Source organism: Streptomyces sp. NPDC039609, assembly GCF_055596705.1.
In genome coordinates, this window is the sequence record NZ_JBVIUJ010000014.1 from 142,635 (window position 1) to 162,367 (window position 19,733).

16 protein-coding genes are annotated in these 19,733 nt (G+C 72.9%); 3 read left to right on the forward strand and 13 right to left on the reverse strand.

Annotated features, from left to right (window positions below; genetic code table 11):
* Window positions 1-13: 13 nt before the first annotated feature.
* The gene (locus ACZ561_RS33480; protein WP_471002398.1) at window positions 14-604 is read right to left on the reverse strand and encodes a CGNR zinc finger domain-containing protein; all 591 of its coding nucleotides are present in this window, start codon (window positions 602-604) and stop codon (window positions 14-16) included.
* A gap of 74 nt (window positions 605-678) precedes the next feature.
* On the opposite strand from ACZ561_RS33480, the gene ACZ561_RS33485 reads away from it, so the two are divergent.
* Window positions 679-2,154, forward strand: a complete 1,476-nt coding sequence (locus ACZ561_RS33485) for an MFS transporter (RefSeq protein ID WP_471002401.1) — start codon at window positions 679-681, stop codon at window positions 2,152-2,154.
* Between the two features lie 73 nt (window positions 2,155-2,227).
* Complete coding sequence (locus ACZ561_RS33490; RefSeq protein ID WP_471002404.1) at window positions 2,228-3,442, forward strand: FAD-dependent monooxygenase; 1,215 nt, start codon at window positions 2,228-2,230, stop codon at window positions 3,440-3,442.
* On the opposite strand, the gene ACZ561_RS33495 is transcribed toward ACZ561_RS33490, so the two are convergent.
* The gene (locus ACZ561_RS33495; RefSeq protein WP_471002407.1) at window positions 3,396-4,520 is read right to left on the reverse strand and encodes a helix-turn-helix transcriptional regulator; all 1,125 of its coding nucleotides are present in this window, start codon (window positions 4,518-4,520) and stop codon (window positions 3,396-3,398) included. The genes ACZ561_RS33490 and ACZ561_RS33495 overlap by 47 nt on opposite strands.
* Window positions 4,521-4,609: 89 nt before the next feature.
* Here ACZ561_RS33495 and ACZ561_RS33500 point away from each other — a divergent pair, with 89 nt between their 5' ends.
* Window positions 4,610-5,017 (forward strand): VOC family protein, encoded by a 408-nt coding sequence (locus tag ACZ561_RS33500; RefSeq protein ID WP_471002410.1) that lies wholly within the window; start codon window positions 4,610-4,612, stop codon window positions 5,015-5,017.
* A gap of 152 nt (window positions 5,018-5,169) precedes the next feature.
* On the opposite strand, the gene ACZ561_RS33505 is transcribed toward ACZ561_RS33500, so the two are convergent.
* From ACZ561_RS33505 to ACZ561_RS33555, 11 genes are all read right to left on the reverse strand, one after another.
* Window positions 5,170-7,530: a non-ribosomal peptide synthetase gene (locus ACZ561_RS33505; RefSeq protein WP_471002413.1), complete on the reverse strand. Its 2,361-nt coding sequence runs from the start codon at window positions 7,528-7,530 to the stop codon at window positions 5,170-5,172.
* A 423-nt stretch (window positions 7,531-7,953) separates the two neighbouring features.
* Window positions 7,954-9,060 carry a 3-deoxy-7-phosphoheptulonate synthase gene (locus tag ACZ561_RS33510; RefSeq protein ID WP_471002416.1) on the reverse strand — a complete coding sequence of 369 codons (1,107 nt, stop codon included), beginning with the start codon at window positions 9,058-9,060 and terminating at the stop codon, window positions 7,954-7,956.
* A 52-nt stretch (window positions 9,061-9,112) separates the two neighbouring features.
* Complete coding sequence (locus ACZ561_RS33515; protein WP_471002419.1) at window positions 9,113-10,135, reverse strand: ketoacyl-ACP synthase III family protein; 1,023 nt, start codon at window positions 10,133-10,135, stop codon at window positions 9,113-9,115.
* Window positions 10,136-10,212: 77 nt separating this feature from the next.
* Entirely contained in the window at window positions 10,213-12,162 is a 1,950-nt protein-coding gene (locus ACZ561_RS33520; RefSeq protein ID WP_471002422.1) for an anthranilate synthase family protein, read from the reverse strand.
* Window positions 12,159-12,821 (reverse strand): isochorismatase family protein, encoded by a 663-nt coding sequence (locus ACZ561_RS33525; protein WP_471002425.1) that lies wholly within the window; start codon window positions 12,819-12,821, stop codon window positions 12,159-12,161. The genes ACZ561_RS33520 and ACZ561_RS33525 overlap by 4 nt, the downstream gene beginning before the upstream one ends.
* Window positions 12,822-12,870: 49 nt before the next feature.
* Entirely contained in the window at window positions 12,871-13,641 is a 771-nt protein-coding gene (locus ACZ561_RS33530) for a 2,3-dihydro-2,3-dihydroxybenzoate dehydrogenase (protein WP_471002427.1), read from the reverse strand.
* Window positions 13,638-15,182, reverse strand: a complete 1,545-nt coding sequence (locus tag ACZ561_RS33535) for an amidohydrolase family protein (RefSeq protein WP_471002430.1) — start codon at window positions 15,180-15,182, stop codon at window positions 13,638-13,640. Before ACZ561_RS33535 ends, ACZ561_RS33530 begins: the two co-directional genes overlap by 4 nt.
* On the reverse strand, window positions 15,182-15,472 hold the full coding sequence (locus ACZ561_RS33540) for a phosphopantetheine-binding protein (protein WP_376441105.1): 291 nt from the start codon (window positions 15,470-15,472) through the stop codon (window positions 15,182-15,184). Before ACZ561_RS33540 ends, ACZ561_RS33535 begins: the two co-directional genes overlap by 1 nt.
* A gap of 6 nt (window positions 15,473-15,478) precedes the next feature.
* Window positions 15,479-17,233 (reverse strand): (2,3-dihydroxybenzoyl)adenylate synthase, encoded by a 1,755-nt coding sequence (locus ACZ561_RS33545; RefSeq protein ID WP_471002432.1) that lies wholly within the window; start codon window positions 17,231-17,233, stop codon window positions 15,479-15,481.
* The gene (locus ACZ561_RS33550; protein ID WP_471002435.1) at window positions 17,233-18,321 is read right to left on the reverse strand and encodes a ketoacyl-ACP synthase III family protein; all 1,089 of its coding nucleotides are present in this window, start codon (window positions 18,319-18,321) and stop codon (window positions 17,233-17,235) included. Before ACZ561_RS33550 ends, ACZ561_RS33545 begins: the two co-directional genes overlap by 1 nt.
* Window positions 18,318-19,670, reverse strand: a complete 1,353-nt coding sequence (locus ACZ561_RS33555; RefSeq protein WP_376441096.1) for a salicylate synthase — start codon at window positions 19,668-19,670, stop codon at window positions 18,318-18,320. Before ACZ561_RS33555 ends, ACZ561_RS33550 begins: the two co-directional genes overlap by 4 nt.
* Window positions 19,671-19,733: the final 63 nt, after the last annotated feature.

Genomic DNA, 19,733 nt, shown 5'->3' on the forward strand with positions numbered 1-19,733 from the left:
GGCCGCGCTGCTGTCAGCGGGCGCCGGCCGGAGTCCGGAGCCCCTGACGGTAGGTCTGCATCTTGGAGCGCGTGCCGCAGACGGCCATGGAGCACCAGCGGCCGCTGCGGTTGCGGGCCCGGTCGTAGAAGGCCCACTCGCAGCGGTGCTCGTGACAGGCCTTCAGTCGCTGCCAGGAGCCGTCGCCGGCGGCCTCGACGACGATCGCCAGGATCTGACCGATCATGCCCCGGGTGCCGGTGCCACCGGGGCGCAGGCCGGGAACGCCGTCGGTGTCGAAGGCCAGGACCAAGGGGCAGTCGGCGGCGACGCGTTCGACGACGGCGCGGGCCGCCGGGTCGACGCCGGCGCCGTTGTTCTCCCGCATGAGGGCGCGCAGCGCCTCCCGGACCTCGACCGCCTCGACGCGGTCGGGCTCGGAGGGGGCGAGGGCTCCCGCGGGGAAGCCCTGCCGCTCCATCCACCGCGTCAGCCCCGCGACGGACGTGAACTCGTCCGGCCCGAACTCGACATTGACGCTGTTGACGAAGGACTGCACCAGAGCGAGCCGGCCGGGGGCCACCTCACGGTCGCCCGGCTGTCGCACGCGCTTGGGTTCCGTCATCCCGCAGACCCTACCGGCCAATCACTTTCGCAGGTATCCCCCGCTCCCGCTCGTCTCCCCGTGAAAGGAACATCATGACCAGCTCCACCAGCACGGCCGGGTCCACCCGGCCGCCGCTCGGCCTGCTGTGCGCCGCACAGTTCATGCTCGTCCTCGACTTCGCCATCGTGAACGTCGCCCTGGGCGCCATGCAGCGTGACCTCGGGTTCACCGCCAGTGGACTGCAGTGGGTCGTCGGCGCGTACGCGCTCTTCTACGGCGGTTTCCTGCTGCTCGGCGGCCGTGCCGGTGACGTCTTCGGCCGCAAGCGGATGTTCGTGACCGGTCTGGCGGTCTTCACGATCGCCTCGCTCGTCGGCGGTATCGCCAACGAGCCGTGGATCCTCGTGCTCGCCCGCGCGGTCCAGGGCCTGTCGGCCGCCGCCGTCTCCCCCGCCGTCCTCGCGATGATCGCCGGCGGCTTCCCCGAGGGCCCCGAGCGCGTGAAGGCGATGGGCGTCTTCGGCGCGGTCTCCTCGGCCGGCTTCACCGGCGGTGTGGTCGCGGGCGGTCTGCTCACCGAGTTCCTCACCTGGCGCGCCGTGATGCTCGTCAACGTCCCGGTCGGCATCCTGCTCGTCGCCCTGGCCGCCCGTCGGCTCCTCGCCGACCACAAGGGCACCGGCTCGTCCAAGCTCGACCTGCCCGGCGCGATCCTGGTCACCTCGGCGATGTGTGCCCTCACCTACGGTCTGACCGAGGCCTCCGACGAGGGCTGGGGCGCCACGAGCGTCCTCGTCTCGCTGGGCGGCGGCGCCGCCCTGCTGATCGCCTTCCTGATCGTCCAGACCCGGGTCTCCGGGCCGCTCGTGCCGCTGTCGATCTTCCGTAACCGCGCGCTGTCGGCGGGCAACGGGATCGCGTTCCTGTCCGGGGGCGTGATGTCGGTGTCGACCTTCTTCATCACGATGTACATGCAGCAGGTGCTCGGCTACTCCGCGCTGCGGGCGAGCATGGGCTTCTTCCCGCAGGCCTTCGTGGTCTTCCTGGCGAGCCTCCCGGTCGTCAAGCTCACCCACAAGCTCGGTGCCCGCAACGTGCTGATCGCCGGTGGTGTGCTGCTGGCCGCCGGTGCGGCGCTGCTGGCGCAGGTGACCGCGGACAGCTCGTACTGGCTGGGCGTGCTGCCCGGCGGTGTGCTGATCGGCCTCGGCGTGACCGTGATGATGATCTCCACCGCCATCGCGGGCACCAGCGGTGTCAGCGGACCGCAGATGGGCCTGGCCTCCGGTCTGTTCAACTCCAGCCGTCAGCTGGGTGTCGGCATCGGCCTCGCGGTCGGCGTCGCCCTCGCCGGCGTGGTGCACGGCGCCAAGGTCGCGACGATCCCGGTCAGCGGCTTCCAGGGCGCCTTCTGGTTCACGACCGGCCTCTCCGTGGCCATCGTCGTGGTCTCGGTCCTCGGTCTGCGGCGCACCGCCGTGGCCTCGGCCGCGCACACCGCCCCCGCCGCCGCCCCCTCCGGCGGCGAGAAGAAGGCCACGGTCGGCGCTCCGGCCACGGCGAAGTAGGTCCCAGCTGTTGATTCCGGCGGCCGGCCCCGTGGTGACGGGGCCGGCCGCCGCATCGTAAGAGGAGCAGACGATGACTCACATACTCGTCGCGGGCGGCGGCATCGGCGGACTCGCCGCCGCTCTGGCCCAGGCCCGGGCCGGACACCGGGCGACGGTCCTGGAGGGCCGGCCGGAGTTCTCGGAGATCGGTGCGGGAATCCAGCTGGCGCCCAACGCCTTCCACGCGCTCGGCATCCTGGGGGTGCGCGAGCGGGTGGCCGAGCGGGCCGACTTCATCGACGAACTGCGGTTCCTGGACGGCACGTCGGGGCAGCGGGTCGCCGCCATGGAGCTGACCGGCGCGTACCGGACCCGGTTCGGCGGTCCGTACGCCGTGGTCCACCGGGGCGATCTGCACCGGGCACTGCTCGACGGCTGCCGCGAGGCCGGTGTGGAGCTGCTCGCCGGACACCGGGTGGCCGGCTACCGGCAGACCGGTGACCGGGTGACGGCGCTGACCTCGGCCGGGGAACGGTTCTCCGCGGACGTGCTGCTCGGTGCCGACGGGCTGCGTTCGGCGGTACGGGCCCAGCTCGTCGGCGACGGCGGTCCGCGGATCTCGGGGCACACCATCTACCGTTCCGTGATCCCGATGGCGGAGGTGCCCGAGGAGCTGCGGTCCAAGGCCGTCACCCTGTGGGCGGGCCCGGGCTGGCACTTCGTGCACTATCCGATCGGCGGCGGCGCGTTCCTCAACCTCGCGGCCACCCGGGACGACGGCGCCCGTGAGGAGATCACCGGGGCGGCCGCGAGCCGTTCGCGGGTCCTGGGCGAGTTCCCCGGACTCTGCGAGGAGGCACGACGCCTGCTTGAGCTCGGCCGGGACTGGCGGATCTGGGTCCTCTGCGACCGCGATCCGGTCGACGGGTGGGTGGACGGCCGGGTGGCGCTGCTCGGCGACGCGGCGCATCCGATGCTCCAGTACGCGGCCCAGGGCGCCTGCATGGCCCTGGAGGACGCTGTGGTCCTCGGCGGGCTGCTGGGCGCCCGTGAGCCCGCGGACGTACCGCGGTGGCTGGTGGAGTACAACGCGCTGCGGCGGGACCGGACCGCGCGCACCACCCTGACCGCGCGCGAGCTGGGCGATCGGCTCTACCACGCGGCCGGGGACGAGGTGCCGGCCCGCAACGCGATGCTGGCGGGCCTCTCCCCCGCCGGGTTGCGCGAGGCCGTGGCGTGGCTGCACGGCTCCACGTCGTTCACCGAGACCCGGGAGCCCGCTCTGGCGCTTGCCGAGGCGGCATGACGCACGGCTCCCCCGGCGCATCCGACGACGACCGCCACCCCGCTTCGAGCGAGGGGTGGCGGTCGTCCTCGTCCCGGGCCCAGGGCCTGACCCGGCGGTCGTCCTCGTCCCGGCGGTCGTCCTCGTCCGCGCCCACCCCCGCGTACCGAGCGGCCAGTTCGGTCCCTATCCGCGCCAACTCCACCTGTACGGCGACGGGTTCGAGCACCTCGATCAGGCCACCCCAGCCGGCCAGGTTCCGGGCGACGTCCAGCGGGGTCGGCGAGGCGAGGCGGATCCGGGCGCGCCCGTCGGCGGCCTCCCCGTCGGCGTGGCAGTGGCGCCCGAACCGGTCGCGCAGGACGTTCACGTACCGGGTCTCGACGAGCACGGTCGCCCAGGTGCGCGAGCGCTTGCGCTCCACGTCGCCGACGACCTCCTGCCAGGCCGTGGCGAGCGTGAAGTCATCTGGGCGCTCGGCGGCTTCGCCGGTCTGCTCCGCCGCACCGATCCGGTCGACCCGGAAGGTGCGCCGCCCTCGCTCGGTGCCGGCGATCAGGTACCAGATGTCGTCCTTGTCGACCAGGCCCCAGGGATCGACGACCCGCTCGGTCCGCTCCCGGGCGCCGTTGGTGTACGTCAGCCGGACCTTGCGCCGGCGGATCACAGCGGCCTGCAGGCGGTCGACCATCTCCGGTCGGTCGCGGTCGCGTTCGCCCCACGGGGTGGGGTCGACCATGGTGGCGTCGGCGGCGGCCTCCGCATCGGCCCGGAAGGTCTGCGGCAGCGCCCGCAACAGCTTGTTCAGCGCGGCCTTGGCGTCCCCGGAGGCCGCCGCGGCCGGGCCGACGAGCAGGAACAGCGCCTGGGCCTCGTTGGCCGACAGGCCGCTGAGGTCGGTCCGCGCCCCGCCGACGAGCGACCAGCCGCCCCCGCGGCCCGGTTGCGGATACACCGGGATGCCGGCGGCGGACATCGCCTCCAGGTCACGGCGTGCGGTGGCGACGGACACGTCGAGCTCTTTCGCCAGCTCGGCGGCGGTCACCCGGCCCCTGCGCTGCATGAGCAGAAGGGCGGAAACGAGTCGGTCAGCGCGCATGTTCCCAGCTTCTCTCCTAAAGTGCTCAGTTGGTGAGCACTTTGGGTCGGAGGATGGTCTCGGATACGGAACGAAGGAAGGAACCACCCATGCTGCGAGGACTTGCCACCGTCAACTTCTTTGCCGACGACGTGGAAGCAGCCAAGACGTGGTACGCGGAACTGCTGGGCGTCCAGCCGTACTTCGAGCGCCCGGGCGACGGGAAGCCCGCCGCCTACTACGAGTTCAGGATCGGTGACCACCAGACCGAACTCGGTCTCATCGACCGGCGCTACGCCCCGCCGGGCCTGCCCGACGTCCCGGGCGGCGCGATCGGCCACTGGCACGTCGACGACGTGGAGGGCACGCTCGCCCGGCTGCTCTCGATGGGCGCCACGCTGTACACGCCGCTGACCGAGTACGGTCCCGGCTTCGTCACCGCGTCCGTGACCGATCCCTTCGGCAACGTCCTCGGCATCATGTACAACGAGCACTATCTGGAGATGCTGGGCGCCTGACGCGCCCTCCCGGCCCCGGCGGCCCGCACCGCGGATACGACGGCGGCCCCCACACGGGACGTGGGGGCCACCGTCGTATGCCGGCCGCCCCCCACACGGGACGTGGGGGCCACCGTCGTATGCCGGCCGCTCGAGACCGGCCGGGCCGGGTCTCAGGCAGCGGCGGCGGTACGGGCCACCAGCTCGGCCATCTTCTCCACCGTCGGCTCGTCGAAGAGGTCGACCAGCTCCAGCTCGACACCGTGCTCCTCGCGGACCAGCTCGGTCAGCCGGGCCGCCCGCAGCGAGTCGCCGCCCAGGTCGAAGAAGTTGTCGAGCACGCCGACGCCGTCCAGTTCCAGGACCTTCGACCACAGCGCGTGCAGCGACTCCTCCAGCTCTCCGGCCGGCGCCTGGTAGGCGGTGTCGACGTCCCGACGGGAGCGCGGCGGCTCGGGCAGCGCGGCGCGGTCGATCTTGCCGTTGACGCTGGTCGGCAGTCCGCCGACGACGAAGGCCGCGGGGACCATGAAGGACGGCAGCCGCTGGGCGAGTCCGCGGCGGATCTCCCGTACGGAGGGAGAGGCGCCGGTGTCGGGCTCGATGTAGGCGGTCAGCTGCACATCGCCCTGGTCGTCCTGGCGCGCCAGGACGGCCGCCTGCTGGACGCCGGCCAGGGTGGTCAGGACGACCTCGATCTCGCCGAGGTGGACCCGGTTGCCGCGCACCTTGACCTGGTTGTCGGTGCGGCCGACGATCTCGATGCTGCCGTCCGGCCAGTACCGGGCGAGGTCGCCCGTGCGGTACATGATCGGGTGGCGGGCCGGGTCGATCGGGTTGGTGATCCACTTCTCCGCGGTGGCCTCCGGGCGGCCCAGGTAGCCGGCCGAGAGGCTGACGCCGGCGATGCAGAGCTCGCCCACCAGGCCCGGCGGCAGCGGGCGGAGGTCCTCGTCGAGGACGTAGATGGTGACGTTGGTGGTGGGCCGGCCGATGGGCGGCAGCCTGCGGGCGCGCCCCTCCTCGCCGAGCCGCTCGCCCATCTCGGTGATGTCGCAGCTGGCGACGACGGTCGCCTCGGCGGAGCCGTACAGGTTGATGAGGCGGAACGGCAGGCCGGCCGGCGGCCAGGACTGGATGCGCTCGCCGCAGACGCGGATGTTCTCCAGCGGGGTGTCCTCGGGCCACTCCAGCCGCCACAGTCGCTCGGCCATCGGCTTCATCAGCAGGGTGGTGGTGATGCCCTCGCGCAGGAACCACTCCTGGAGGCGGTACTCGGAGGCGACCACGGAGACGTCCGGGATGTGCACGGTGCCGCCGACGGCGAGCACCGGGAAGCACTCGACCTCGATCATTCCGTAGCCGGGGGCCGCCAGCCAGGTGCCCTGGGAGGCGCTGGACATGCCGCACAGCTCGCTCATGCTGTGGATCAGGTTGCGGGCGGCACCGAAGCGGACCATGACGGCCTTGGGGGCGCCGGTGGAGCCCGAGGTGTAGCAGATGTGGATGAGGTCGTCGGCGCCGACAGGCTCGCTGACCTCGGTGACCGGCTCGGTCCGCCAGTCGTCGGTGTCCAGGGCCAGGACCGGGGCGAGACCCTCGACCTTCGACTCGTGGGCGGCCAGGGTCAGGACGGCGGCGGCCGAGGCGTCCTCGATCATGTAGCGGATCCGCTCCGCCGGGAAGTCGCTGTCCAGCAGGATCGCGGCACAGGCCAGCTTGAAGCAGGCCAGCTGGGCGATGAGGCTCTCCGCGCTGCGCGGGAAGCAGACGCCGACCCGGGCTCCGGGCCGCACGCCACGGGCCTTCAGCCGGTGGGCGAGCTGGTTGGCCTGCTCGTCGAGCTCGCGGTACGTCAGCCGGGAGCCGGGCAGGATCACGGCCAGGGCGTCGGGGGTGCGGCGGGCGTGCTCGGCGACGCGCTCGTGGAAGAAGGGCTGCGGAACCGGACCCGCGGTGTCGTTCCACTCCACCAGGGTGCGGTGGAGCTCCTCACTCGTGAGCAGGGCGATGTCGTGCACGGTGCCCTCGGGCTCGGCGGCCAGGGCGTCGAGCACCCGCTCCAGATGGCGGGCGTACTGCTCGGCGGCCTGCGCGTCGAACTCGGCGCCGTCCAGCGACAGTTCGAAGGTGCCTTCGACCGGGGAGACGGCCAGGGTCAGCGCAGCGGGCGCCTCGCCGGCGGGGCTGCCGACGGTGGTCACGGCCGCGTGCGCCGGACGGCCTGCGGGGGCCTCTGCGCCGTCGGCGGTGCCGGCCTGGGCGGCGGCCTCCAGGAGCTGCGCGGCCGTGGTGTCGCCGGCCACCCGTATCGCGACGGACTCGACGGAGTCCGGGTGTCGTTGCCGTCCGACGAGGAGTTCCGTCTCTCCGGTGTAGCGGTGCACGAGCGCGGCCAGCGCGGCCGTCGCGTACTCCTCGGGGCGGGCCGCGGCGGGCGCGGGGACGGTGAGGGTGTGCCGGTGCGGAGCCGCGGTCCGCGCACCGTCGAGAACGCGGGCCAGGGGCAGGGTCGAACTCGTGTTGACTGCCACGGTGTTGATTCCTCTCGGGAGGTTCACGAAGTCGGAAGGGGCGGAGCCGGGGAGGGACGCCGGGCGGGCACCGCGCACGGAGGGGGTGCGCGCGGTGGTGGGGGGCCCGTGGGGTCCCGGCGGTGGGGCGTTGCGGTGGGGCCTTGCGGTGGGGCGTTACGGTGGGCGCGTTGCGCTCGGGGCCTTGTGTGGGGCCTTGCGCTCGGCGCTTTGCGGTGGGGTCTTGCCGCGGGCGCCTTGCGCTCGGGGCCCTGCGATGGCCTTGCGCCCGGCGCTTTGCTGTGGGGGACGTTGCGCTCGGGCGCTGCCGCGGGCGCCTTGTGCTACGGGGCCTTGCCGCCGCCGCGTTGCTGTGGGGCGCGCCTTGCGCTCGGGCCTTGCCCCGGGCGCGTTGCGGTGGTGCTTCGGGTCAGTGCTCGGCGCCTACGCCGCCTGCGCCGCCTGCGCCGCGCGGCGGGTGGCGACCGCGGCGGCGAGCTCCTCGATCATGTGGGCGGTCTGCGACCAGTCCACACAGGCGTCGGTGACGCTCTGGCCATAGGTGAGCAGGTCCGTACGGCCGATCCGGAGGTCCTGTCGGCCGGCGGCGAGGAAGCTCTCGATCATGACGCCGGCGACGCCCTCCTCGCCGGCGGCGACGCGCCGGGCGATGTCGCTCGTGACCAGGGGCTGACGCTCGTGGTCCTTGTTGCTGTTGCCGTGGCTGGCGTCGACGACGAGTCGCTGCGGCAGCCCGGCGGCGGCCAGCTGCGCCAGGACGTCGGCGACCGGCTCGGCCCCGTAGTTGGGGCCCGCGCTGCCGCCGCGCAGCACCACATGGCCGTCGGGGTTGCCGTCGGTGCTGACCACGGCGGCCCTGCCGTCGTCGCCGATGCCCGGGTACACGTGCGGGTGGGAGGCGGAGACGATGGCGTCCACCGCGTCCTCGACGCTGCCGCCGGTGGCGTTCTTGAAGCCGATCGGCATACCGAGGCCACTGGTGACCTGGCGATGCACCTGGCTCTGGACGGTACGGGCGCCGATGCAGCCCCAGGAGACCGCGTCGGACAGGTAGTGCGGCACCAGCGGGTCGAGGAACTCGCAGGCCACAGGCAGCCCGCTGCCCGCGATCTGGGCCATCAGCCCGCGGGCCAGCCGCAGCCCGCTGGGCAGGTCCTGCGAGCCGTCGAGGCGCGGGTCGCTGAGCAGCCCCTTCCAGCCGACCCGGGTACGGGGCTTCTCGACGTACACCCGCATGACGACGAGGAGTCGGTCCTCCAGCTCGGCGGCGAGCGCGGAGAGCCGCTCGGCGTAGGTGAGGGCGGCGTCCGGGTCGTGCACGGAGCAGGGTCCCGCGATGACGAGGAGACGGTCGTCCTGGCCGGAGAGCACGCGGGCGATCTCGCGCCTGGCTCTCTGGGTGGTCTTGCGGGCGAGTGGCGGCAGCGGGATCTCCTCGCGGAGCTCGGCGGGCGTGGGCAGCCGGGCGGCGGCGGGGATACCAGTGAACGTGTCGGTGGGAGCGGTGGCCGGGGTGCGGACGAGGCTCATCTGCGTATGTCCTTTCCTGAGGGGAGGTGAAGGGCGTGGTGGGGCGGGAGGGTCAGATCCCGTCGGCGGTGAGGACCGCGGCGGAGAAGGTGAAGCCCATGCCGGTACCGATGACGAGGACGCGGTCCCCGGGGCTCAGCAGGTCGTTCTTCAGCAGGTGGTCGAGGCCGTACAGCTGGTCGCAGGGGCCGAGGTGACCGATGGTCAGGCCCAGTTCGTACAGCGAGTTCCGCGGGGCGATGTCCAGGTGCCGTACGAAGCTCTCGCGGTGCAGGGTCCGGCCGACGAAAGGGGTCACCAGCCAGTCGATGCCGTCCGGCGCCACGTCCGCCTCGTCGAGGGCGCGGCCGACGACGCTGCGGGTGCGCTCGACCGACCGGGTCTGCACATCGCGCAGCGACACCTCGCCGGTGGCGAGGAACTCGCGGGTCCTGCGGCGCATGTCCGGCTGCTCGCCGGGCGCGGTGCGGAAGGGCTCGGCGCCGCGGGAGAGGCCCTCCAGGACGGTGTCGGTCTCGCTGACCAGGGACCGCAGGCGCAGCCGGCCGGTGTCGCGGGTGACCACGGCGGCCGCGGCGCCGTCGCCGAAGACCATGCCCGGCGAGGTGTACCAGCGGTTGCTGGGCGGCGCGAAGCGGTCCGCGAGGGTGATCAGGGCGGAGGGCACGTCGGGACGGGCGATCAGGGTAGAGGCGGCGACGTCGAGCGAGGCGAGCGAGCCGTTGGACCAGGCGGCGACGGTCATCGGCATGCTGTTGAGGGTGGGGCCGAGCAGCTCGCGGGCGATCCAACAGGCGGCCGGCCACATGTCGATGCCCTGGAAGTGGCCGTGGCTGTGCAGGACGAGGGAGTCCGGGTCGACCGTCGCGCCCTTCTCGCCGGCCTCCTTGATCGCCTGCCGGCCGGCGGTGACGGCCATCTCCGGCGGCGCCTCGGCCGAGCGGGAGTAGCTGATCATGCCGGTGCTGGCGGCGGCGTCGGCCGAGTAGGAGCCGTCGGCCACCGCCTCGTCCACCGGCACGGATTCACCGAGGGTGCCTCCGGTGCCGGCGATCCAGATGTTGTCGAAGCGCATCGGACAGGTCCTTCCTGGGTGGGCGCGGTGGGCGGGCCGAGGCGGTTCGGCCCGGACTTCTGTTACCGGTTACGACGTTATGCAGGTATCGGAGTGGGGACAACGGCCTCCCGATAAAGCTCCGTTACCTCTCCGAGCAGCCCGGAGAGGATCTCGGCCAGCAGCTCGCCGCCACGCCGGGTCAGGACCGAGGCGGGGTGGAACTGCACCGAGGCGAACCCCGGACCGCGCAGGGCGTGCACCTCGCCCGTCTTCTCGCGGAACACCCGGACCTGCCCGGGACGGGCGGTGGGGCTGTCGATCAGGTCCTGCTCGGCGTGGGCGGCGAAGGTGTTGTAGAAGCCGACGGGTTCGGTGCGGCCGAAGCACTCGATGTGCCGCTGGAGCCCCTGGGTGGGCATGGGGTGCCGGACGAGCGGGAGCCCGAGCAGCGTGCTCAGCACCTGATGGCCGAGGCAGACGGAGAGGAACGGGATGCCCCAGTCGAGGAGTTCGGCGGTCACCTGCCGCATCCGCGCGATCTTGGGATCGGCGGTGTCCCTCGGGTCGCCGGGCCCCGGCCCGACGATGACGAGGTCGTGCGCGTCGATCCGGAAGTCCTCGTCGTAACGCTTCACCACGATCCGCAGTCCCTGGGCCTCCAGCAGATGGCGGGCCATCGCCGTGAAGGTGTCCTCTGCGTCGATCACCAGCACGCGCCGGCCGGCCAGGCCGTCCACCGGACGGCTGCGCTCGGCGGGCGGCCGGAACCAGAAGTCGGCCAGCGGCTCGTTGCGGGCGGCCAGGGCACGGAGCACGTCCGGGTGGGCCTTGAGGGCGGCCGCCGCCCGGGCCTGTCCGCCCGGGGCGCCCGTCGGGGAGCGCAGCGCCTCGATGAGGCCGGCCGCCTTGGCCCGGGTCTCCGCGGCCTCGCCCGCCGGGTCGGAGTCGCGGACGAGGGTGGCGCCCACCGGGATGCGGACCTGTCCGGCCGCGTCGATCTCCGCCGTACGGATGAGGATGGCCGAGTCCATGCTGCGGGCGCCGTGCTCGTCCCTGCCGATGAGCGCGGCCACCCCCGCGTAGTAGCCGCGCCCCTCGGGCTCGTGACGGCTGATCACCTCGCAGGCGCTCTCCAGCGGGCCGCCGGTGACGGTGGGCGCGAACAGGGTCTCGCGCAGGATGTCCCGTACGTCCAGGGAGCTCCGGCCCTCGATGAGGTACTCGGTGTGGGCGAGCCGGGCCATCTGCTTGAGGGCGGGGCCGGTGACCCGGCCGCCCAGGTCGCAGACCCGGCCCATCATCTTGAGCTCCTCGTCGAGCACCATGTACAGCTCGTTGGCCTCCTTCGGGTCGGCGAGGAAGTCGAGCAGTCCGGCCAGGTCGGGGCCGTCCGCCGGATAGCGGTAGGTGCCGCTGATCGGGTTCATCACGACCTGGCCGGCGTCCAGGCTGATGTGGCGCTCCGGGGAGGCGCCCACGAAGGTGCGGTCCCCGGTGTGCACGACGAAGGTCCAGTAGCCGCCGGGGTCGCGGCCCGCGAGCCGGCGGAAGAAGGACAGCGCGGTCCGCGCCGACCAGTCGTCGATCCGCGCCGTGAAGGAGCGCTTGATGACGAAGTTGGCCCCGGCGCCTCTGCCGATCTCCTCGGTGAGCACACGGCGCACCCGGGCCGCGTACTCCTCGTCGTCGGAGTCGAAGGACCCCTCGTCCATCGCGATCGGCAGGTCGGGCAGCGCGGCGAGCACCTCGTCGAGCGGCAGCACCGCCTGGTCCTCGACGTCCATGGTGAGGAGCGGCGCCCCGTCGTCGGGGCAGGCGTAGCCCCGCTCGCGGATCTGCCGGTACGGCAGCAGCGCCAGGACCTCGTGCCGTGCGCCGCCCGGCGCCTCGGCGGGCAGCGGGATGTCGGCGATCAGTTCGCGCTCGGTGGTCGGGCCGACGATCAGGTCGATCCGGTCGGGTCCGGTGGCGCCGGGCCGGTGCAGCAGCGCGAACGGTGGCGGATCGGCGCCGAGCACCCGGGCGAGCAGCGGGTGGAGGCTCATCGCACGCCTCCGTCCAGTGCGGCCAGGACCGCACGGGTGGAGACGGTGACCGAGCAGCGGGAGGAGACGTATTCCAGCGTCTCGCGGTGCCGCTCGGCGGAGAAGTCGGCGACCGCGTCGCCCACCACGAAGGTCTGGATGTCGTGGGAGAAGCCCTCGTGGGCGGTCATCAGGATGCCGACATGTGCGTAGACCCCGCAGATCACCAGCTGGTCGCGGCCGGTGTCGCGCAGCAGGGCGAGCAGATCGGTACGGCAGAAGGCGCTGGGCCGCCACTTGGTGAACACCCGGTCACCGGGGGCGGGCGCGATCCGCTCCGGAATGGCCCGGTGGTCCGGGTCGGCGCTCATCCCCGCGCCCCAGAAGTCCTTGAGCAGTCCGCGCTGTTGCTCCGTCATCCCGCCGGGCTGGGCGGTGTAGACGACCGGCGCGCCGACCGCCGCGAAGGCGCCGCGCAGCACCTCGGTGTGGTCCATCAGATCGGACAGCGGCTGGCGGCCCTCGTCCGGGCCGCCGTGGCCGAAGGGGCTCAGGAAGTAGTTCTGCAGGTCGTGGACGAGCAGGACCGCGCGGTCGGGGTCGACCGTCCAGGGCGCGGTGTTGCGCGGCAGCTCGTCCTCGGCCGGCATGGGATAGGAGTCGATCAGAGGAATGGCCATCGTGGCTCCAGGGATAAGAGGAGGAGGAACGGGAACAAGGGCGCGCGGTTCAGACGCCGAGCGCGGCGCCGCCGTCCACCGTCAGACCGTGCAGGGTGATGTGCGAGGCCCGGTCGGAGAGCAGGAAGAGCACGGCGTGGGCGATGTCCTCGGGCTGGGCGAGCTTGCCGAGCGGGATGCCCAGGCGGTACGTGCCGGGCGAGCCCTCGACGGAGGGGCGGGCCGCGTCGCCGTCGGCGTACATCGCGGTGAGCATCGGCGTCTCGGTGGAGCCGGGCGCGACCACGTTGCAGCGGATGCCGTAGCGGGCCAGTTCGAGCCCCAGCGTCTTGGTGAAGCTGGTGGCGGCGGCCTTGGAGGCCGCGTAGGCGGCCATGTTCCAGCGCGGGATGCCCGCCGCGTTCGAGGCGACCGTGACGATCGCCCCGGACCGGCGCGGCACCATCCGGTTGGCGACCGCGCGGCTGACGTGGAAGACCCCGGTGGCGTTGACGGCGAAGGTGGTGTCCCAGTCCTCGTCGCTGTAGTCCGCGACCTCGCCGGTGCGCAGCACACCGGCGGCGTTCACCAGATGGTCGAGGGGCCCCAGTTCACGCTCCGTACGGTCGACGGCGGCGTCCACCTCGCTGCTGGAGCGCACGTCCACGCCCAGCGCCAGGACGGACGCGCCCGCCGTCCTCAGCTCCTTCGTCAGCGGTTCCAGGGCGAGCGGATCGGCGTCGAGCAGCGCGACACGCACGCCCTCCGCGGCCAGGGCCCGGGCCACGGCCGCCCCGATTCCGCCCGCCGCCCCGGTGACCAGGGCCGTCTTGGTGTTCATCGCCGTTCCTTCCGGTCGGTGGGGAGGGTGACCAGGCCGGCCTTTGCGAGCCGGCGGACCGCGAGCGTCTCGGTGCGCTGCCGCAGCCGGGCGGCGACCGCGTCGGCGTCGACCCCCAGGCAGCGGACGGTGAAGGAGCTCAGTGCCTCCAGGTAGTCGGCCTCCAGGACCTCCTCGTCCAGGCCGGTGGACCGGCCGTCCTCGATCAGGACCCGGCCGGCGACGATCACGGTGTCCACGTCCATGGAGCCGCCCAGCGCGAGGAAGCCCTCCAGCGGACGGGGGTTGAGGAGATAGCGCCAGTCGTCGGCCTTCACCAGCAGCAGGTCGGCCTGCTTGCCCGGTTCGAGGCTGCCGATCCGCTCGCCCTGGTCGAGCCCTCGGGCGGGCAGTCGGGTCGCCATCGCCAGTGCGTCGGTGGGCAGCACCTCGGTGGGGTCGGCGTACATCTCGTTGTAGATCTGCCACGCCACCCGCATGGACTCGGCCATCCCTCCGATCGGCATGGCGGCGCCGTCGGTGGAGAGCGAGACATCGAGTCCGGCCCGGCGGAACTCCGGGAACAGCCGGGTCTCGGTGAGGGACGCCTCCCCCGCGGGGCCGTACTTGGCCGGCGAGTGGCTGATGTGCGCACCCGCGCCGATCAGCAGGGCCCGCTCGCCCGCGTCGGCGAACGCGCAGTGCACCGCCATGAACCGGTCGGAGAGCAGTCCGAGGTCGGCGAAGCGCCGCACCGGGGTGGAGCCGTGGTACGCGAGCATCACCTCGGCCTCGTTGCGCAGCGCGCCGACGTGGGCGGCGAACGGAACGTCGAAGCGGGCCACCAACTCGGCGAATCCGGCGCCGAGTTCATCGGTCATGTTGGTGCCGTAGACGGCGGTCGGCCAGGCCCGGACGAGCCCCTCGGGGTCGTTCGCGCAGTCGATCAGGAGCTTCTCGATGCGCTGGAGCTCGTCGTCGGCGTCGCGGGTGCGGCGGAAGCGGGTGTCCCCGGGGGCGCACACCGCGTCCGAGGCCCAGGTGCTCACCGTGAGGCGCATCCCGAGGTCGCGGGCGGCGCGGGCGAGCGCCTCCGGCTTGTTGAGGGAGCCGACGTCGCCCAGGGCGGTCACACCGGAGCGCAGCTGCGTCCACATCGAGTACCGGGCGATGGCGAGCGCCTCGTCGGGCGTGAGGCGGTCCACCTGTCCGTGGAAGGAGTCGAAGATGACGGAGATCTGCGGGACGTCGCCGCCGAGCGCCATGAACACGGGCTTGTCGTCGCGGTCGGAGGCGTCGCGCAGCGCGCCCTTGAAGGGGAAGCGCATCGCGAACATCTCGTGCCAGTGCGGATTGACGAAGCCGGGCAGGATCATCCGGCCCCGGGCGTCGATGGTCCGCAGCACGGCGCGCTGTTCGGGCCGGATGTAGGCCTCGACCTCGGCGACCGGGCCGACCGCGATCACCACGCCGTCCTCGGCGAGGACGGCCCCGTCGGGGACGACGGTGTCGCCGGAGTCCGCCGGGTAGAGGCAGCCGCCCTTGACCAGGAGGGCGCTCATCACGCCACCTCCGCGGTCCGGGTGTTCCAGGCGGCGGTGAGGTGGCGGTGCCAGTCGTCGAGGGTGGGGGCGGCGGCGAGTTCGGCGAACTCGGCGGGCAGGCCCTGCCTGCGCCAGCGGGTGACGAGGCGCATCATCTCCAGCGAGCCGAGTCCCAGGTGGACGAGATGGGCGTCACCAGGGATGGCGTCGGGCTGTGCACCGAGGACGGCGGCCACCTCCTGGCGGAGTTCGACGGCGGAGAGCGGTGAGGTGCGCGGAGCGGTACGTGCGGCACGTATGCCGGCCATGGCGGTTCACCCTTTCTGTGAGGTCGAGAGAGAAGGAACGGGCGCGGGCGCAACGTCGGACGTGCTGTCCGGGGTGGCCTCGGACGTGGCGTCCGGCGCTGTGCCGGGCGTGGCCTCGGGCCGGGGCGCGGGGGTCCAGCAGCGTGACAGTGAGGGGTCGGCGGCGGCTGCCGAGAGCACCTTCTTGTCGATCTTTCCGAGGGGTGTCAGCGGTAGGTCCACGACGAACTCGGCGCGGTCCGGCAGCTTGTAGTCGGCGAGCCCGCGTGCGTGCAGCGCGGCCTTGAGGTCGGCGAGGGAGGGCACCTCTCCGTCGGGGCGGCCGACCAGGAAGGCGTAGATCCGCTCGCCGAGGAACTCGTCCGGCACCGGCACCACGGCCGCCGCGGCGATCCCCGGGCAGCTGAGCAGATGGGCCTCCACCTCGCCGGCCGCGATCTTGTCGCCGCCGCGGATGACGACGTCCTTGAGCCGTCCCTGGACGATCAGGCGGCCGTCCTCCGTGAGGCTGGCGAGGTCACCGGTGCGGTAGAAGCCGTCGCTCGTGAACGCCCTGGCGTTGTGCTCGGGTGCCCGGTAGTAGCCGCGCAGGGTGTACGGGCCCCGGGTGAGCAGCTCTCCGGTGACCCCGGCGGGCACCTCCTCCCCCCGCTCGTCGACGATCTTCACCTCGTCGAACGGGGAGACCGGCCGCCCCTGGGTGTGCAGGACGGAGTGCGGGTCGTCGTCGGGCCGGGACATGGTGAGGAGCCCCTCCGCCATGCCGAAGACCTGCTGGAGCCGGCAGCCGAGTTCGGGGGTGACGCGCGCGGCGAGCTCCGGTTCGAGCCGGGCCCCGCCGATCTGGAGGACCTTGAGGCTGGACAGGTCCGCGTCGGACCACTCGCGCTCGTCCAGCCAGAGTCGGGCGACGGTGGGCACTACCGAGGTGAGGGTGACGCGCTCCCGCTCGATCAACGCGAAGCAGTCGTCCGCGGTGGGGTCCGGGGCGAGGACGACGGTGCCACCGGCCGAGAGGGTGCCGACCACTCCGGGGCAGCCCCAGGTGAAGTTGAACTCCACCGGCAGCGCGGCCAGATAGACGTCCTCGGGGGTCAGACCGGCGAGGGCGCCGACCGTACGGGTCTGGTAGGCGTAGTCGTCGTGGGTGCGCGGGATGAGCTTGGGCAGCGCGGTCGTTCCTCCGGAGAGCAGGAAGAAGGCCACGTCCGAGGGGTCGTTGGCGGGCAGCTCGACCGGGTCGGCGTCCACCGCCTCCAGCGGGACGACGGCGGGCGAGGAGTTCTCCCCCTGGGCGTAGATCCTGCGGAGGGCCGGCAGTTCGGCCGCCATCTCCAGGGCCAGCGCGGTGTGGTCGAAGCCGCGGAAGACGCCGGGGACGACGTATCCGGTGGCGCCCGACAGCTCGCACAGGTGCCGGATCTCGTTCGAGCGGTGGGAGGTGAGCGAGAAGACCGGCTTGGCACCGGCCCGGAACAGCGCGAACGCCACCTCGACGAACTCGGGCACGTTGGGCAGCTGGAGCACGATCCGGTCGCCCGGTTCGACCCCCTGTCGTACGAATCCGGCGGCCCTGCGGTCCACCCGGTCGGCGAGTTCGGTGTAGCTGATCCGGGTCTCACCGGCGACGAGCGCGGTGGCGTCGCCGTACCGGTCGGCCCAGGCACGCGGCAGCGACCCGAGATCGGTGCCGTTCCACACTCCCTCCCGGCGGTAGTGGTCGGCCGTCCCGGCCGGCCAGGGGGTGCATCCTTCGAGCATCACTGGTCCTCCTCCTGAGGTGCGGTGCCGCTGTCGGTGCCGGCGGCCGGCAGATAGGGCGCGGTGATCTCCACGACCGCGCAGGCGACCTCCATGCCGGGGCCCGCCGCGAGCAGCAGCACGCGGTCGCCGGGTGCGACCTCGCCCCGCGTCCAGAGGCGTTCGAGCCCGATGAACGGGTCGGCGGCGCCGACGTGCCCGATGTGGCGGGTGAACTCCCAGGTGCCGTGGGCGGCTTCGACGTCCAGCGGGTCGAGGTAGATGGTGTGCAAGGCGCCGTCGGAGTAGCCGGTGTGGCAGATCCGCGCCACCTTCTCCAGGTCGGTGTCGGCGTCCACCAGGGCGCGGTCCACCGCCTCGGCGACCACGTCGCCGAGGTGCACCTTCGGCGGCGCCGCGCCCTCGGCCCACCGCTTGCGCCAGTGGTCGCTGCGCTCCTCGAAGTTGAGGGAACGGCCGACGGTGATGCCGGGCGGGAAGAGCTCCTCGCCGCCGCGGTGCAGCTCCTCCATCGACGGGGCGGAGACCGAGCCGACCGACAGCAGCCGGGCGAAGCCGTCCCGCCGGGAGACCACCGCGGCCGCGCCGCCGTCGGCGAGGAGGAACAACCGGGAGGAGTTCCAGCGGTCCACCAGGGGTGCGGAGAAGTTGTCGGCCGCGGTGAGCAGGACGGCGTCCTTGCCGTCGTCGGCGGCCAGCCGGTGGGCGGCCATCTCCAGGGCGGTCAGCATCCCGAGGCAGCCGGGGCCGACCTGGGCCGCGCCGACCGGCCGGTCCAGGGTGCGGTGCAGGACGTAGTGCGGGGCGGACCAGCCGTCGGGGCCCTGGTGGTAGGTGGCGCAGTGCAGCAGCGCGCCGTAGTCGTCGGGGGTGAGCCCGGTCCGGCCCGCCCTGCGCAGCGCGGTGCGGGCGGCCCGTACGGCCATCTCGGGGGCGGGCAGCTCCCCGGCCACGCGGACGGCGAGCATCCCGGACGCCTTGCGGTCGGCCTCCTCGTACCAGCCGTGGGCGACCGCGTCGGTGGTCGTCACCTCGTCCGGCAGCCAGCTGCCGACGCCGGCGAGGTGGAGCTCGGCGGCGACCCTCATCGCGTACCGCCCGCCCCCGCGCCGGCGGGCACCAGGAAGCGCGCGACGCTGTCGAGCTTCTCGCAGGTCTCCTCGAACTCGCGCTCCGGCGTGGAGTGTCCGACGATGCCGGCGCCTGCCCGCAGCCAGGTGCGCCCGTCCTTGCGATAGGCGCTGCGCAGCACCAGGGCAGCGTCCATCGCCCCGGTGTGGTCGACGGTGAGGACCGCGCCGCTGTAGAGGCCGCGGGACTCCGGCTCGTGCCGGCGTATGGAGTCGTACGCGGCCGACTTCGGCACTCCGGAGGCGGTGACGGCGGGGAAGACCGCGCCGAAGGCGTCCCAGGCCTCGCGGCCGGGGGCGAGCTTGCCGGCGACGCGGGAGGCGAGGTGCTGGACGCTGCCGCGCTCGCGAATGGCCATGAACTCCGGCACCTCGACCGAGCCCTCGACACAGACGTCGACCAGTTCGTCGGCGCCGACCTTGACCGAGATGGCGTGCTCGTAGACCTCCTTGGGCGAGCCGAAGAGGTCCGCGCGCAGACCCTCGTCGGTGAGCAGGTCGCCGGTGAGGGCGCGGGTGCCGGCCAGCGGCTGGCTGACGACCCGGCCGTCCTCGGAGACCTGGACGACGATCTCCGGGCTGAAGCCGATGGCCTCGGTGCCGCCCAGGTTGAGCATGAAGGAGCGGGCGGGGTTGTTGCCGCGGCGGCCGGCCACGTAGGTGCCGGTCAGGTCGACGTCGTCGTCGACCTCGACGACGCGGGACAGGATCACCTTGTGCAGCTGTCCCGCGTTGATCTCGTCGACGGCGAGCCGCACCGCCTCGCGGTACTGGGCGCCGCCGGTGGCGTGCACGTCCAGCGGGCGGGGCTGCCCGTCCAGGGTGGGGCCGGGGTTGGCGACGGTGGTGAGGAGCGCGTCGAGGGTGGCCTGGTCGGAGGCGCGCAGCAGGGCGTGGCCGGCCTCGAAGCGGACCTCGGCGCGCGGCACGACGAGGTGCATCAGCCGGCCGTCGCCGATGCCGTCCAGGTTGCCGTCCTTGGCGTAGGAGAGCTCGAAGGTGGCCCAGCCGTAGGCCCTCCAGTACGGCACGGTGACGGTGTCGAGCAGCTCGGACACCAGGCGCAGGGGCTGGTCGTTCCACGGGCGGAAGGCGTCCGGGACGTCCTCCTGGGTCAGCCGGGCGCCGGTGCGGTCCAGCGTCAGCTCGGCGCGGACGCCGCCCGCGTAGGACCAGCTGCCACCGTTCTCGTAGACGACGTACGACTCGTGCAGACCCGAGTCGGCGAGGCGGGCCGCGACCAGCAGCGGGTCCTCGGTGAGCTGGAGCTGGGTCTCGAAGTAGTGGCGCGAGGCGATGGGGCTCATGTGAAGGTTCCTCCTCCGTAGCTGTTACCTCCAAAAACGATACGGAGGTAACGGCCACCGCCC

Coding starts and splice junctions, on each gene's coding strand:
- ACZ561_RS33480 (WP_471002398.1), bottom strand. CDS start 604: ATGACGGAACCCAAGCGCGTGCGACAGCCGGGCGACCGTGAGGTGGCC.
- ACZ561_RS33485 (WP_471002401.1), top strand. CDS start 679: ATGACCAGCTCCACCAGCACGGCCGGGTCCACCCGGCCGCCGCTCGGC.
- ACZ561_RS33490 (WP_471002404.1), top strand. CDS start 2,228: ATGACTCACATACTCGTCGCGGGCGGCGGCATCGGCGGACTCGCCGCC.
- ACZ561_RS33495 (WP_471002407.1), bottom strand. CDS start 4,520: ATGCGCGCTGACCGACTCGTTTCCGCCCTTCTGCTCATGCAGCGCAGG.
- ACZ561_RS33500 (WP_471002410.1), top strand. CDS start 4,610: ATGCTGCGAGGACTTGCCACCGTCAACTTCTTTGCCGACGACGTGGAA.
- ACZ561_RS33510 (WP_471002416.1), bottom strand. CDS start 9,060: ATGAGCCTCGTCCGCACCCCGGCCACCGCTCCCACCGACACGTTCACT.
- ACZ561_RS33515 (WP_471002419.1), bottom strand. CDS start 10,135: ATGCGCTTCGACAACATCTGGATCGCCGGCACCGGAGGCACCCTCGGT.
- ACZ561_RS33520 (WP_471002422.1), bottom strand. CDS start 12,162: ATGAGCCTCCACCCGCTGCTCGCCCGGGTGCTCGGCGCCGATCCGCCA.
- ACZ561_RS33525 (WP_471002425.1), bottom strand. CDS start 12,821: ATGGCCATTCCTCTGATCGACTCCTATCCCATGCCGGCCGAGGACGAG.
- ACZ561_RS33530 (WP_471002427.1), bottom strand. CDS start 13,641: ATGAACACCAAGACGGCCCTGGTCACCGGGGCGGCGGGCGGAATCGGG.
- ACZ561_RS33535 (WP_471002430.1), bottom strand. CDS start 15,182: ATGAGCGCCCTCCTGGTCAAGGGCGGCTGCCTCTACCCGGCGGACTCC.
- ACZ561_RS33540 (WP_376441105.1), bottom strand. CDS start 15,472: ATGGCCGGCATACGTGCCGCACGTACCGCTCCGCGCACCTCACCGCTC.
- ACZ561_RS33545 (WP_471002432.1), bottom strand. CDS start 17,233: ATGCTCGAAGGATGCACCCCCTGGCCGGCCGGGACGGCCGACCACTAC.
- ACZ561_RS33550 (WP_471002435.1), bottom strand. CDS start 18,321: ATGAGGGTCGCCGCCGAGCTCCACCTCGCCGGCGTCGGCAGCTGGCTG.
- ACZ561_RS33555 (WP_376441096.1), bottom strand. CDS start 19,670: ATGAGCCCCATCGCCTCGCGCCACTACTTCGAGACCCAGCTCCAGCTC.